General features: G+C 59.1%; 16 protein-coding genes. All 16 read left to right on the top strand.

Annotated elements, in window-relative coordinates; translation table 11 throughout:
• Nucleotides 1–14: 14 nt before the first annotated feature.
• The 16 genes from iscR to bamB all read left to right on the top strand — a co-directional run bounded on the left by iscR (nucleotide 15) and on the right by bamB (nucleotide 13,228).
• Complete coding sequence (iscR, locus tag Q8O69_RS06780) at nucleotides 15–506, top strand: Fe-S cluster assembly transcriptional regulator IscR (RefSeq protein WP_090248642.1); 492 nt, start codon at nucleotides 15–17, stop codon at nucleotides 504–506.
• A gap of 48 nt (nucleotides 507–554) precedes the next feature.
• Nucleotides 555–1,769, top strand: coding sequence for an IscS subfamily cysteine desulfurase (locus tag Q8O69_RS06785; RefSeq protein ID WP_305590672.1), 1,215 nt, complete (start codon nucleotides 555–557; stop codon nucleotides 1,767–1,769).
• A 47-nt stretch (nucleotides 1,770–1,816) separates the two neighbouring features.
• Complete coding sequence (iscU, locus tag Q8O69_RS06790; protein ID WP_040261926.1) at nucleotides 1,817–2,203, top strand: Fe-S cluster assembly scaffold IscU; 387 nt, start codon at nucleotides 1,817–1,819, stop codon at nucleotides 2,201–2,203.
• A gap of 12 nt (nucleotides 2,204–2,215) precedes the next feature.
• Complete coding sequence (gene iscA, locus Q8O69_RS06795) at nucleotides 2,216–2,539, top strand: iron-sulfur cluster assembly protein IscA (protein WP_305590675.1); 324 nt, start codon at nucleotides 2,216–2,218, stop codon at nucleotides 2,537–2,539.
• Nucleotides 2,540–2,546: 7 nt separating this feature from the next.
• Nucleotides 2,547–3,068 carry a co-chaperone HscB gene (gene hscB / locus Q8O69_RS06800; protein WP_305590677.1) on the top strand — a complete coding sequence of 174 codons (522 nt, stop codon included), beginning with the start codon at nucleotides 2,547–2,549 and terminating at the stop codon, nucleotides 3,066–3,068.
• A 48-nt stretch (nucleotides 3,069–3,116) separates the two neighbouring features.
• Nucleotides 3,117–4,982 (top strand): Fe-S protein assembly chaperone HscA, encoded by a 1,866-nt coding sequence (hscA, locus tag Q8O69_RS06805; RefSeq protein ID WP_305590679.1) that lies wholly within the window; start codon nucleotides 3,117–3,119, stop codon nucleotides 4,980–4,982.
• A 2-nt stretch (nucleotides 4,983–4,984) separates the two neighbouring features.
• A complete protein-coding gene (gene fdx / locus Q8O69_RS06810) occupies nucleotides 4,985–5,326 on the top strand; it encodes an ISC system 2Fe-2S type ferredoxin (protein WP_160085290.1) in 342 nt (113 codons plus the stop codon).
• Between the two features lie 14 nt (nucleotides 5,327–5,340).
• On the top strand, nucleotides 5,341–5,541 hold the full coding sequence (gene iscX / locus Q8O69_RS06815; RefSeq protein WP_275961022.1) for a Fe-S cluster assembly protein IscX: 201 nt from the start codon (nucleotides 5,341–5,343) through the stop codon (nucleotides 5,539–5,541).
• A 94-nt stretch (nucleotides 5,542–5,635) separates the two neighbouring features.
• Nucleotides 5,636–6,067 carry a nucleoside-diphosphate kinase gene (ndk, locus tag Q8O69_RS06820; RefSeq protein ID WP_275961023.1) on the top strand — a complete coding sequence of 144 codons (432 nt, stop codon included), beginning with the start codon at nucleotides 5,636–5,638 and terminating at the stop codon, nucleotides 6,065–6,067.
• Nucleotides 6,068–6,091: 24 nt separating this feature from the next.
• Nucleotides 6,092–7,240, top strand: a complete 1,149-nt coding sequence (gene rlmN / locus Q8O69_RS06825; RefSeq protein ID WP_305590682.1) for a 23S rRNA (adenine(2503)-C(2))-methyltransferase RlmN — start codon at nucleotides 6,092–6,094, stop codon at nucleotides 7,238–7,240.
• A 13-nt stretch (nucleotides 7,241–7,253) separates the two neighbouring features.
• Nucleotides 7,254–8,012: a type IV pilus biogenesis/stability protein PilW gene (gene pilW / locus Q8O69_RS06830; protein WP_305590684.1), complete on the top strand. Its 759-nt coding sequence runs from the start codon at nucleotides 7,254–7,256 to the stop codon at nucleotides 8,010–8,012.
• Complete coding sequence (locus Q8O69_RS06835; protein WP_305590686.1) at nucleotides 8,012–8,983, top strand: RodZ family helix-turn-helix domain-containing protein; 972 nt, start codon at nucleotides 8,012–8,014, stop codon at nucleotides 8,981–8,983. The genes pilW and Q8O69_RS06835 overlap by 1 nt, the downstream gene beginning before the upstream one ends.
• Nucleotide 8,984: 1 nt before the next feature.
• Nucleotides 8,985–10,094 (top strand): flavodoxin-dependent (E)-4-hydroxy-3-methylbut-2-enyl-diphosphate synthase, encoded by a 1,110-nt coding sequence (gene ispG, locus Q8O69_RS06840; RefSeq protein WP_275961027.1) that lies wholly within the window; start codon nucleotides 8,985–8,987, stop codon nucleotides 10,092–10,094.
• A gap of 18 nt (nucleotides 10,095–10,112) precedes the next feature.
• A complete protein-coding gene (hisS, locus tag Q8O69_RS06845; protein WP_305590688.1) occupies nucleotides 10,113–11,402 on the top strand; it encodes a histidine--tRNA ligase in 1,290 nt (429 codons plus the stop codon).
• 100 nt (nucleotides 11,403–11,502) lie between these two features.
• A complete protein-coding gene (locus Q8O69_RS06850; protein ID WP_305590941.1) occupies nucleotides 11,503–12,084 on the top strand; it encodes a tetratricopeptide repeat protein in 582 nt (193 codons plus the stop codon).
• On the top strand, nucleotides 12,077–13,228 hold the full coding sequence (gene bamB, locus Q8O69_RS06855; protein ID WP_305590943.1) for an outer membrane protein assembly factor BamB: 1,152 nt from the start codon (nucleotides 12,077–12,079) through the stop codon (nucleotides 13,226–13,228). The genes Q8O69_RS06850 and bamB overlap by 8 nt, the downstream gene beginning before the upstream one ends.
• Nucleotides 13,229–13,251 lie beyond the last annotated feature (23 nt).

A 13,251-nucleotide genomic window follows, 5' to 3' on the forward strand; every position in this document is an offset into this window, starting at 1 on the left:
CGCGGTAATCCCTTATGCGACTAACCACCAAAGGCCGTTACGCCGTCACCGCCATGCTTGATCTGGCGCTGCACGCTCAACGTGGGCCGGTGTCTTTGGCTGATATCTCCGAGCGGCAGGGTATTTCCCTTTCCTATCTGGAGCAGCTGTTTGCCAAGTTGCGTCGCGGTAATCTGGTTTCCAGTGTGCGTGGGCCGGGTGGTGGTTATCAGCTGTCGCGCGACATGCAGGGCATTCAGGTGGCTGAGGTGATCGACGCCGTCAATGAGTCGGTCGATGCCACGCGCTGTCAGGGGCAGGGCGATTGCCATGCGGGTGATACCTGTCTGACCCACCATTTGTGGTGTGACCTCAGCCAGCAGATACACGAATTTCTAAGTGGCATCAGTCTCGCTGACTTGGTGACCCGTCGTGAAGTGCAGGAAGTTGCCCAGCGCCAGGATCAGCGCCGCTGCAATGGCAGGACGCCGTACCTGGATAAGATCGAAACGTCCGCCGTCGATTGAGCGCAAAGCGCTGGCTAGCTGGCCTGATACCTGATTAGGAGAAAATTGATGAAGTTGCCGATTTACCTCGATTATTCCGCCACCACGCCGGTTGATCCGCGTGTTGCGCAAAAAATGAGCGAATGCCTGCTGGTCGACGGCAACTTCGGCAACCCGGCGTCGCGCTCCCATGTGTTCGGCTGGAAGGCTGAAGAAGCCGTAGAAAACGCTCGCCGCCAGGTGGCCGAGTTGGTCAATGCCGACCCGCGTGAGATTGTCTGGACCTCCGGTGCTACCGAATCCAACAACCTGGCGATCAAAGGCATCGCCGATTTCTACAAGAGCAAAGGCAAGCACCTGATCACCTCGAAGATCGAGCACAAAGCGGTGCTGGATACCATGCGCCAGCTTGAGCGCGAAGGCTTCGAAGTGACCTACATCGAGCCTGGTGAAGATGGCCTGATTACCCCGGCCATGATCGAGGCGGCGCTGCGTGAGGACACCATTCTGGTGTCGGTCATGCACGTGAATAACGAAATCGGCACCATTAACGACATCGCAGCTATCGGCGAGCTGACCCGCTCGCGCGGCGTGTTCTTGCATGTTGATGCGGCGCAGTCCACCGGCAAGGTGGCGATCGATCTTGAAACGCTCAAGGTCGACCTTATGTCCTTCTCTGCGCACAAGACCTATGGCCCGAAAGGCGTTGGTGCGTTGTTCGTACGCCGTAAGCCGCGTGTGCGTCTGGAAGCCCAGACCCATGGCGGTGGCCATGAGCGCGGCATGCGTTCCGGCACCCTGGCGACCCACCAGTGCGTTGGCATGGGTGAGGCCTTCCGTATTGCCAAGGAAGAAATGACCCAGGAAAACCAGCGCATCCTGGCCCTGCGCGAGCGCTTCTTCAAACAGGTCGACGGTCTGGAAGAGCTGTACATCAACGGCAGCATGAGCGCCCGTGTACCGCATAACCTCAACCTCAGCTTCAACTACGTTGAAGGTGAATCGCTGATCATGGCGCTCAAGGATCTGGCGGTTTCGTCCGGTTCGGCCTGTACCTCGGCTTCCCTGGAGCCGTCCTACGTATTGCGCGCCCTGGGCCGCAATGACGAACTGGCGCACAGCTCCATTCGCTTTACCTTCGGCCGCTTCACCACTGATGAAGAAGTCGATTACGCCGCGCAGAAGGTTTGCGAGGCGGTCACCAAGCTGCGCGAATTGTCGCCGCTGTGGGATATGTACAAAGACGGTGTCGACATCTCCAAGATCGAGTGGGCGGCGCACTAAGTAGTCGCCAAGCAAGAGCGGCTCTCTGATGAGGAAGGAATACCAACATGGCTTACAGTGAAAAGGTCATTGACCATTACGAAAACCCGCGCAACGTCGGCAAGATGGATGCGGAAGACCCGGATGTCGGCACTGGCATGGTCGGCGCGCCGGCCTGCGGTGACGTGATGCGTTTGCAGATCAAGGTCAACGAGCAGGGCGTGATTGAAGACGCCAAGTTCAAGACCTACGGTTGCGGTTCGGCAATTGCCTCCAGCTCCCTCGCTACCGAGTGGATGAAGGGCAAGACCCTGGACGAAGCAGAAACCATCAAGAACACCCAGCTGGCCGAGGAATTGGCTCTGCCGCCGGTGAAAATTCACTGCTCGGTACTCGCCGAAGACGCCATCAAGGCTGCTGTGCGCGATTACAAGCAGAAGAAAGGCTTGCTCTAAGGAGGTTTGTCGATGGCTATCAGCATGACCGAAGCTGCCGCTCAGCACGTGCGTCGCTCTCTTGAGGGGCGCGGCAAGGGCGAGGGTATTCGCCTGGGTGTGCGCACCACGGGCTGTTCCGGTTTGGCCTATGTGCTGGAGTTTGTCGATGAGACCGCCAGCGAAGATCAGGTGTTCGAGAACCATGGCGTCAAGGTGATCATTGATCCCAAGAGCCTGGTCTACCTCGATGGCACCGAACTCGACTTCGTCAAAGAGGGGTTGAACGAAGGCTTTAAGTTCAACAACCCGAACGTGCGCGGCGAATGTGGCTGCGGCGAAAGCTTCAACATCTGAGGCGCGTGTGGGCAGTCCTTGTCACTTTGCTTTATTTGACCTGCAGCCGGGTTTCCGTCTGGATCTTGACCAGCTAGCCGTGCGTTATCGCGAGTTGGCGCGCAATGTTCACCCGGATCGCTTTGCCGATGCTTCCGAGCGTGATCAGCGTTTGGCTCTCGAGCAGTCCGCCAGTCTCAACGAGGCTTACAGCACGCTCAAGAGTGCGCCGCAGCGCGCCCGCTATTTGCTGGCGCTGCGCGGCCCTGAGCTGCCGTTGGAAGTGACGGTGCAGGACCCGGATTTTTTGCTGCAGCAGATGCAGCTGCGCGAAGAGCTGGAAGAACTGCATGACAGTGCAGACCTGGCCGGTGTGGCGCAATTCAAGCGGCGTTTGAAAGTGGCTCAGGATGAGCTCAACGAAAGTTTTGCCGTTTGTTGGGATGATGCCTCGCGACGCGAAGAGGCCGAGCGCCTGATGCGTCGCATGCAGTTTCTCGACAAGCTCTCTCACGAGGTTCGCCAGCTGGAAGAGCGCCTCGACGATTAACGCCGGTGCGCCTGTGGGCGCGCCTGATAGCTTAAGCACTGATTAATCATGGCCTTACTGCAGATCGCTGAGCCCGGACAAAGCCCCCAGCCACACCAGCGTCGCCTGGCGGTGGGGATTGATCTGGGTACCACCAATTCGCTGGTCGCCGCCGTGCGTAGCGGCCTTTCCGCGCCGCTGGCCGATGCAGCAGGGCAGGTTATTCTGCCGTCCGCGGTGCGCTATCACACGGATCGGGTCGAGGTGGGTGAGGTCGCCAAGGCGGCCGCATCAGCCGATCCGCTAAATACCGTGCTGTCGGTCAAGCGCCTGATGGGGCGCGGTTTGGCCGACGTCAAACAGCTCGGCGAGCAGCTGCCGTACCGTTTTGTTGGCGGCGAATCGCATATGCCGTTTATCGAAACGGTGCAGGGGCCGAAAAGCCCGGTTGAAGTTTCCGCCGACATTCTCAAAGTATTGCGTCAGCGCGCTGAAGCGACCCTCGGTGGTGAGCTGGTGGGTGCGGTGATCACCGTGCCAGCCTATTTCGATGACTCCCAGCGTCAGGCCACCAAGGACGCTGCGCGCCTGGCCGGCTTGAATGTGTTGCGCCTGCTCAACGAGCCGACTGCCGCTGCTGTGGCCTATGGCCTGGATCAGCACGCCGAGGGTGTGGTCGCCATTTATGACCTGGGTGGCGGCACCTTTGATATTTCCGTGCTGCGCCTGACCGGCGGCGTGTTTGAAGTGCTGGCTACGGGCGGCGACAGTGCGCTGGGCGGTGATGACTTCGACCACGCGATTGCTGGCTGGATTGTGCAGCAAGCCGGGATTTCCTCTGATCTCGATCCAACACAACAGCGTCTGTTGCTTGAAGCCGCCTGCGCCGCTAAAGAGGCGCTGACCGATAGCGCCAGTGCACCACTCAGCTACGCCGGCTGGCAGGGGCAGTTGAGTCGTGAGCAATTCGATGTGCTGATCGAACCCATGCTGGCGCGTAGCCTCAAGGCCTGTCGTCGTGCGGTGCGTGATGCCGGCATTGAGTTGGATGAGGTTGAAGCCGTGGTTATGGTTGGCGGCTCCACCCGTGTACCGCGCGTGCGTCAGGCGGTCGCCGAGTTGTTCGCCCGTGAGCCGTTGACCGATATCGACCCCGATCAGGTGGTCGCCATCGGTGCGGCGATTCAGGCCGATGCCCTGGCGGGCAACAAGCGCGGCGATGGTGAAGAATTGCTGCTGCTGGATGTGATTCCCCTGTCGCTCGGCCTGGAAACCATGGGCGGGCTGATGGAGAAGGTGATTCCGCGCAATACCACTATCCCCGTGGCCCGCGCCCAGGACTTCACCACCTATAAAGTTGGCCAGACGGCCATGATGGTGCATGTGCTGCAGGGTGAGCGCGAGCTGATCAGTGATTGCCGCTCGCTGGCGCGCTTTGAATTGCGCGGTATCCCGCCGATGGTCGCCGGTGCGGCGAAGATTCGCGTGACCTTCCAGGTCGATGCCGACGGTCTGCTTAGTGTCGCTGCACGTGAGCTGGCTTCGGGTGTCGAGGCGAGTATTCAGGTCAAGCCGTCCTATGGGCTGACCGATGGTGAAATCGCCCGCATGTTGCAGGACTCCTTCAAGAATGCCGGCGATGACAAGGTTGCCCGTGTGTTGCGCGAGCAACAGGTCGATGCCCAGCGTCTGCTGGAAGCCGTCGAAGCCGCATTGCTGGCCGATGGCGAACGCTTGCTGGATGCCGATGAGCGCCTGGCAATCGATGCGCAGATAGAACAGTTGCGTGACTTGATGGCTGGCAATGATGGTCTGGCGATTGAGCAGCAAACCAAACGTTTGACCCAGGTGACTGACGCTTTTGCTGCGCGTCGCCTGGATGCCACGGTCAAGGCCGCACTGGCCGGCCGTAGTCTTGATGAGATTGAGGAATAAGCATGCCGCAGATCATTTTTCTGCCTCACGCGGTGCTGTGTCCGGAAGGTCTGGTGGTCGAGGTCGCGCCGGGTACCTCGGTGCTTGAAGTGGCGCACGAGCACCATATCGAGATCGAAAGTGCCTGTGGCGGTGTCTGCGCCTGCACCACCTGTCACTGCATTATTCGTGAGGGCTTCGACTCGTTGGCTGAGGCTGACGAGCTGGAAGAAGACATGCTCGACAAGGCTTGGGGGCTGGAAGCGCAATCGCGTTTGTCCTGCCAGGCTATTGTGGGTGATGAAGACCTCACCGTGGAAATTCCCAAGTACTCACTCAACCACGCCGCCGAAGCGCCGCACTGATTCAAGGAGCTGTTATGAGTCTGAAGTGGGTTGATGTTCTGGAGATCGCCATTCAGCTGGCGGAGTCCAAGCCTGAGGTGGACCCTCGCTACGTGAATTTTGTTGATCTGCATAAGTGGATTCTGGCGTTGCCGGAGTTCAGTGACGATCCACAGCGCGGCGGCGAGAAGGTGCTTGAAGCCATTCAAGCGGCCTGGATCGAAGAGGCGGATTAATCGGCCTTTTGGCCTGGCCTACGCATTTAACCGGAACCCGCGTATAATTCGCGGGTTTAATTTTTCGCTTTAATCACTGTTTCTGGAGTTTCACATGGCTGTTCAACGCACTTTCTCCATCATCAAGCCTGATGCCGTTGCCAAGAATGTTATTGGCGAGATCACCAGCCGCTTCGAAAAAGCCGGCCTGCGCGTCGTTGCTTCGAAAATGGTTCAACTGTCCGAGCGTGAAGCTGCTGGCTTCTACGCTGAGCACAGCGAGCGCGGCTTCTTCAAGGACCTGGTTGCTTTCATGACCTCCGGTCCAGTTATCGTTCAGGTTCTGGAAGGCGAAAACGCTGTTCTGGCTAACCGTGACCTGATGGGCGCTACCAACCCTAAAGAAGCTGCTGCCGGCACCATTCGTGCTGATTTCGCTGTTTCCATCGACGAGAACGCGGTACACGGTTCCGACTCCGAAGCTTCTGCTGCTCGCGAAATCGCTTACTTCTTCGCTTCCACCGAAGTTTGCGCTCGCATTCGCTAAGCGAATTTGAGTGAGGGTGAAGCCATGATTGCATCGACCGGTAAAACCAATCTGTTGGGTCTGACCCAGGCAGAGATGGAGCAATTCTTCGAAAGCATCGGGGAAAAGCGTTTCCGTGCCGGTCAGATGATGAAATGGATTCACCACTTTGGCGTCGATGATTTTGATGCCATGAGTAACGTCAGCAAGGCCTTGCGCGAAAAGCTCAAGGCCTGTGCTGAAATCCGCGGCCCGGAAGTGGTCAGCGAAGATATTTCTACTGATGGCACGCGCAAGTGGGTAGTGCGGGTGGCGTCAGGCAGTTGCGTAGAAACCGTGTATATCCCACAGGGTACGCGTGGCACCTTGTGTGTGTCGTCGCAGGCCGGCTGTGCGCTGGATTGCAGTTTCTGCTCGACTGGTAAACAAGGTTTCAACAGCGATCTAAGCGCCGCCGAAGTGATCGGCCAGGTGTGGATCGCCAACAAGTCGTTCGGTAGCGTACCGGCGAAGGTCGACCGCGCCATCACCAACGTGGTGATGATGGGTATGGGCGAGCCGTTGCTGAACTTCGACAACGTCGTCGCCGCCATGAAGATCATGATGGACGACCTCGGCTACGGTATCTCCAAACGTAAGGTGACGCTGTCGACCTCCGGCGTGGTGCCGATGATCGACAAACTCGGCGAAGTGATTGATGTGTCCCTGGCGTTGTCGCTGCATGCGCCGAACGATGCACTGCGTAATCAGCTGGTGCCGATCAACAAGAAGTACCCGCTGGAAATGCTGCTGGCGGCTTGTAAGCGTTATGTCTCGCGCCTGGGCGAGAAACGCGTGCTTACAATCGAATACACCCTGCTCAAGGATGTAAACGATAAGACCGAGCACGCTGAGGAAATGATCGCACTTCTCAAAGATGTGCCTTGCAAGATCAATCTGATTCCGTTTAATCCCTTCCCCCACTCCGGGTACGAGCGACCGAGCAACAATGCTATTCGCCGTTTTCAGGACCTGCTACACAAAGCCGGGCACAATGTCACCGTACGCACCACGCGGGGTGAGGACATTGACGCTGCTTGTGGCCAGTTGGTCGGCCAGGTCATGGACCGTACCCGCCGTAGTGAACGCTATATTGCTGTGCGTGAATTGAGTAGCGAGGCCGAAACGCCAAGTTCCGCCGCCAATCGAACCTGAGGGGAGGATACCCATGACCTTGCGTCCCGCGTTATTGCTGTTGGCCGCCAGTCTGTTAGCCGGTTGCGTTACCACCGGTAATGTTGATCCGATGAAAACCGGGAAGGGGCGCGGCGAAGCGCGCGACGCATACGTCCAGCTGGGTATTGGTTATTTGCAGCAGGGCGAGACTGAGCGCGCGAAGATCCCCTTGAAAAAGGCTCTGGAACTCGACTCTTCGAATGCTGATGCGCATGCCGCTTTGGCGTTAGTGTTCCAGATTGAAATGGAACCCAAGCTGGCTGACGATCACTACCGCAAAGCTATTTCACAGCGCAGTGGCGATGCCCGCTTGTTGAATAATTACGGCAGCTTTCTATTCGAGCAGCAGCGTTATCAGGACGCGTTGGAGCGCTACACCCAGGCGGCACAAGACACGCTTTACCCTGAGCGTTCGCGGGTATTTGAAAACCTCGGGCTGACCTCGCTACAGCTCAAACAGCGTGAGCAGGCCAAGGCCTATTTTGAGCGTTCGCTGCGTTTGAATAGCCGCCGACCTCGCGCCTTGATGGAAATGGCGCAGCTGTCCTATGAGGACAAGCAGTACGTCCCCGCGCGTGGTTATTACGATAGTTATATGGCGCTTGCCCAGCCGGATGCCCGCAGCCTGCTGCTAGGCGTGCGCTTGGCGAAGATTTTCGAGGAGCGCGACAATGCCGCGAGCCTCGGTTTGCAGTTGAAGCGACTTTATCCGGGCACGCCGGAATATCAGCAATACCTGTCGGAGCAATGATGAAAGCGGCGCATCCAGAAGTGCTAGCAGTTCCCCGCATCAATCCGGGTGAGACTTTGCGCAAGGCTCGTGAGAGCCGCGGTTGGACCATTGCCGAGGTTGCTGCGCAGTTGAATTTGACTCCGCAGCGCTTGAGTCAGGTCGAGCAAGGTGCCTTCGACAAACTGCCTGGGCATACGTTTGCTCGCGGTTATGTGCGGGCTTACGCCAAGCTGCTGGAAGTCGACCAGAACCGCCTGGTGCTGGAGTTTGATCAGTTCACCGGCAGCGACGCCGCCGGTAGCAGCGTGCACAGCCTGGGGCGCATCGAGGAGCCAGTTAGCTACTCGCAGCGCATCTTGCGCATGGTCAGTTTTGTGTTGTTGCTGGCGCTGGCTGGCTTGAGCTTCTTCTGGTGGCAGGAGCAGGCCGAGCGCCGCGCCGAAGACCTGGCGTCAACCAGCCTTGAACATGTTGAAGTAGACGGCGCTGACGGCACCACGCAGATTCATCCGCTTGATGAGCCGGAAGACCAGGCGGTGGAAGCTGCCCAGCTGGAAACAGAAGCCGCGTTGCCGCTGTTGTCCGAGGCTGCCGAGGTGGCCCCGCAAACTGAACAGCCGCAAGTCCTCAGTGAAACGCCAAGTGTTCCGGCCGCAGTTGCTACGCCGGCCAATGCCGCGCCTGCTGTTGCCGAGGCTGCGCCCACAGCGCCAGTTGCCACCGCTCCAGTGCAAGCTGGCGCAGGCGAGGCAGTGGTCAGCCTGACCTTTATTGCCGATTGCTGGACGCAACTCACCGATGCCAATGGCAAGGTGTTGTTCAGCGCCCTCAAGCGCAAAGGCGATAGCCTGCAGTTGGCCGGTAAGGCTCCGCTGGAGCTGCGTCTGGGTTATGCCCGCGGTGTGCAGGTCAGCCTGAATGGCAATCCGGTCGATGTGGCACCGTTTATCTCCGGTGAGACCGCGCGTCTGAAGTTGGGTGGGCAGTAACATGCATTGCGAGTCACCGATCAAACGCCGTATTTCACGCAAAATCTGGGTGGGTTCCGTGCCGGTAGGTGGCGATGCGCCTATCGCTGTGCAGAGCATGACCAACAGCGACACCAATGATGTGGCCGCCACCGTGGCGCAGATTCGTCGCCTGGAAGATGCCGGCGCCGATATCGTGCGCGTCTCGGTGCCGGATATGGATGCAGCCGAGGCCTTCGGCAAGATCAAGCAGCAGGTCAAGGTGCCGCTGGTGGCCGATATCCACTTCGACTACCAGATCGCCCTGCGCGTGGCTGAGCTGGGCGTCGACTGCCTGCGTATCAACCCGGGCAATATCGGCCGTGAAGACCGCGTGCGTGCGGTGGTCGAGGCGGCGCGCGACAAAGGCATTCCGATTCGTATCGGGGTAAACGCCGGTTCGCTGGAAAAAGATCTGCAGAAGAAATACGGCGAGCCGACTCCTGCCGCACTGGTAGAGTCCGCGCTGCGTCATGTCGAGCACCTGGATCGCCTGAATTTCCCCGACTTCAAGGTCAGCGTAAAAGCCTCTGACGTGTTTATGGCCGTCGAGGCCTATCGTCTGCTGGCCAAACAGATCGAGCAACCGCTGCACCTGGGGATCACTGAAGCCGGTGGTTTGCGCTCCGGTACGGTCAAGTCGGCGGTGGGCCTGGGCATGTTGCTGGCTGAAGGCATCGGCGACACCATCCGCATTTCCCTGGCCGCTGATCCGGTTGAAGAGATCAAGGTTGGCTACGACATCCTCAAATCGTTGCGCCTGCGTTCCCGCGGTATCAACTTTATCGCCTGCCCGAGCTGCTCGCGGCAGAATTTCGATGTGGTGAAAACCATGAACGAGCTGGAGCAGCGTGTCGAAGACCTGCTGGTGCCGCTGGATGTGGCGGTGATCGGCTGTGTGGTCAACGGCCCTGGCGAAGCCAAGGAAGCCCATATCGGCCTGACTGGTGGTTCGCCCAATCTGATTTATATCGATGGCAAACCAGCGCTCAAGCTGGGCAATGACAACCTGGTTGATGAGCTGGAAAAGCTGATCCGCCAGAAAGCGGCCGACAAGGTCGCAGCTGACGCCGCTCTGATTCTGCGCAGCTAACACCGTTAAGGAATTGAATTGAGCAAGTCCCTACAAGCCATCCGTGGCATGAACGATATCCTGCCCGAGCAGACTCCGCTTTGGCGTTATTTTGAAGGTGCCGTCGCTGGTCTGCTGGACGGTTACGGCTATCGGCAGATCCGCATGCCGATTGTTGAGTTCACCGAGCTGTTCAAGCGCTCGATTGGTGAAGTCACCGATATCGTTGAAAAAGAGATGTACACCTTCGACGACCGCAACGGCGACTCCCTGACTTTGCGTCCGGAAGGCACTGCTGCCTGCGTGCGTGCTGTGCTTGAGCATGGTCTGGCGGGTGGTGGGCAGACCCAGAAGCTCTGGTATATCGGTCCGATGTTTCGTCACGAGCGTCCACAGAAAGGTCGTTATCGCCAGTTCCACCAGATCGGTGTGGAAGTCTTCAATATCGACGGCCCGGATATCGACGCCGAGCTGATCGTGCTGACCTGGCGCCTGTGGGGCCTGCTGGGTATCCGTGATGCAGTGAAGCTTGAGCTCAACAGCCTGGGCACCAGCGCTGCGCGCGCGGTGTATCGCGATGCGCTGGTTGAGTTTCTGACTGCGCACGCCGATCAGCTGGATGAAGACAGCCGTCGCCGTATGAACACCAATCCGCTGCGCGTGCTCGACAGCAAGGTACCGGAAATCCAAGCCCTGCTGGTCAATGCACCAAAGCTGGCGGATTACCTGGATGAAGAATCGCGCGTGCATTTCGAGGGGCTCAAGGCCCGTCTGGATGCGGCCGGTGTGCCGTACGTGATCAACCCCAAGCTGGTGCGTGGCCTGGATTACTACAGCAAGACGGTGTTCGAGTGGGTAACCGACCAGCTCGGCTCCCAAGGCACTGTCTGCGCCGGCGGCCGTTACGATGGACTGGTCGAGCAGATGGGCGGCAAACCGACGCCAGGCGTGGGTTTTGCCATGGGCATCGAACGTTTGGTGCTGTTGCTCGAAACTCTAGGTAAAGTACCGGCTGAAATCGCCCGTACGGTCGACGTTTACCTGTGCGCCTTCGGCGAGCCGGCCGAACTGGCGGCGCTGGCCTTAAGTGAGCGTCTGCGTGATCAGCTGCCCAACCTGCGTCTGCAGGTAAATGCCGGGGCGGGTAGCTTCAAGAGTCAGTTCAAGAAGGCCGACAAGAGTGGCGCGCTGTACGCCTTGATCTTGGGTGAAGACGAATTGGCCCAGCAAGTGGTAGGTTGCAAGCCGCTGCGCGGTCAGGGCGAACAACAAAGTATTGCGTGGTCGGCATTGGCCGATCATCTGGCGACCTGCGCCGATCAGGCCTGAGCGTCTGTTAAGTGATTTAGCGAATAGGAGTGTTGGGGTGGTTTCGCGTACTGATGATGAAGAACTGGCGGTAATCAAGGACTGGTGGCAGCGCAATGGCATGCCATTACTGACCGGTGTTGTGCTGGCGTTGGTGGTGGTGTTTGGCTGGCAGGGCTGGCAGAAGTACCAGGCTAATCAGTCCCAGGGTGCTTCGCTGGTGTATCAGCAATTGCTCGAAGCTGCGCTGGACCCGAGCGGCAAGCCTGACGCCGGCAAGGTCGCCGAGCTGGCCAACACGCTGAAAAAAGATTTTTCCGGCACTCATTACGCCCAGTACGGCAGTCTGTTTGTCGCCAAGGTCGCGGTTGAAGCAGGCAAGCTGGATGACGCTGCCAGTGAGCTGCAGGCAATTGTCGACAAGCCGGCTGATGACAGCCTGGCTGAGCTGGCCCGTCAGCGCCTGGCGCGCGTGCTGGCTGCGCAGGATAAGGCAGACGATGCCCTGAAACTGCTGGATGCCAAGGTTGCGCCGGCCTTTGCCGCCAGCCGTGAAGAGCTCAAAGGTGACCTGCTGGTGCAACTCGGCCGTGCCGATGATGCGCATGCCGCCTACGAAAAAGCCAAAGCTGCGCTCGCTGAAGATGCCGCTGTCGGTGGTCTGCAAATGAAGCTGGATGATCTGGCAAAAGGGGATGCGTGACGTGATGCGCTGGAAGAATGCCGCACTGCTGGCCCTGGCCGTTCTGGCCGTAGGTTGCAGCAGCAATAGCAAGAAGGAACTGCCACCGGCCGATCTGCCTAAGTTCGAGGAAGAAGTCCGCCTGCAGAAACAGTGGAGTCGTTCGATTGGCGACGGCCAGGGCGAGTCCTTCAACATGCTGGTCCCGGCGATTGATGGTGAGCAGATCTATGCCGCCGATGTCGAAGGCTTGGTTGTGGCCATGGACCGCATGACCGGCAAGGTCATCTGGAAGGCCGACCTGGAGCTGCCGGTTTCCGGCGCAGTCGGTGCAGGCTATGGCCTGGTGGTAGTCGGCACGCTGAAAGGTGAGATCGTCGCCCTCGACACCGCTAGCGGCGAAGAGAAGTGGCGCGCTCGCGTGACCAGTGAAGTGCTGGCCCCGCCTGCGCTGAATGGCGACGTGGTGCTGGTACAGACTCAGGATGACCGCCTGATCGCTCTGGACATGAACACCGGCGAGCAGCGCTGGATCTTTGAAAACACCCCGGCGGTACTGACCCTGCGCGGCACTGGCAGCCCAGTCCTGACCAACCGTCTGGCGATTGCCGGCCTGTCCACCGGCAAAGTGATTGCGCTGGATGCACAGCGTGGTATTCCGGTGTGGGAGCAGCGTGTGGCTATTCCACAGGGCCGTTCCGAGCTGGATCGTGTGGTCGACATCGACGGCGGTCTGCTGCTTTCGGCGGGCACTCTTTACGCTGTCAGCTACCAGGGTCGCGTTGCTGCGCTGGAGCTGGAAAGCGGTCGTATCCTCTGGCAGCGTGAAGCGTCCAGCTCGGTCGGTGTGGCTCAGGGTTACGGCAGTGTTTACGTAAGCCTGGCCAGCGGTACCGTTGAAGGTATCGACGAGCGTTCGGCTTCGGCACTGTGGAGCAATGACGCCCTGGCTCGCCGCCAGTTGTCGGCGCCGGAAGTGTTCTCCAGCTATATCGCGTTCGGTGACCTGGAAGGCTACCTGCACCTGGTTAGCCAGGTGGACGGTCGTTTTGTCGGCCGTACGCGTATCGACAGCGACGGCCTGCGTGCCCGTCCGCTGGTTGTAGGTGATTGGCTGTATGCCTACGGTAACGGCGGCAATCTGGTGGCGCTAACCATCAAGTGATCGCTCGCTGACGCTTTGGCTAT

Source organism: Pseudomonas sp. (genome assembly GCF_030690725.1).
Taxonomy (GTDB): Bacteria; Pseudomonadota; Gammaproteobacteria; order Pseudomonadales; family Pseudomonadaceae; genus Aquipseudomonas.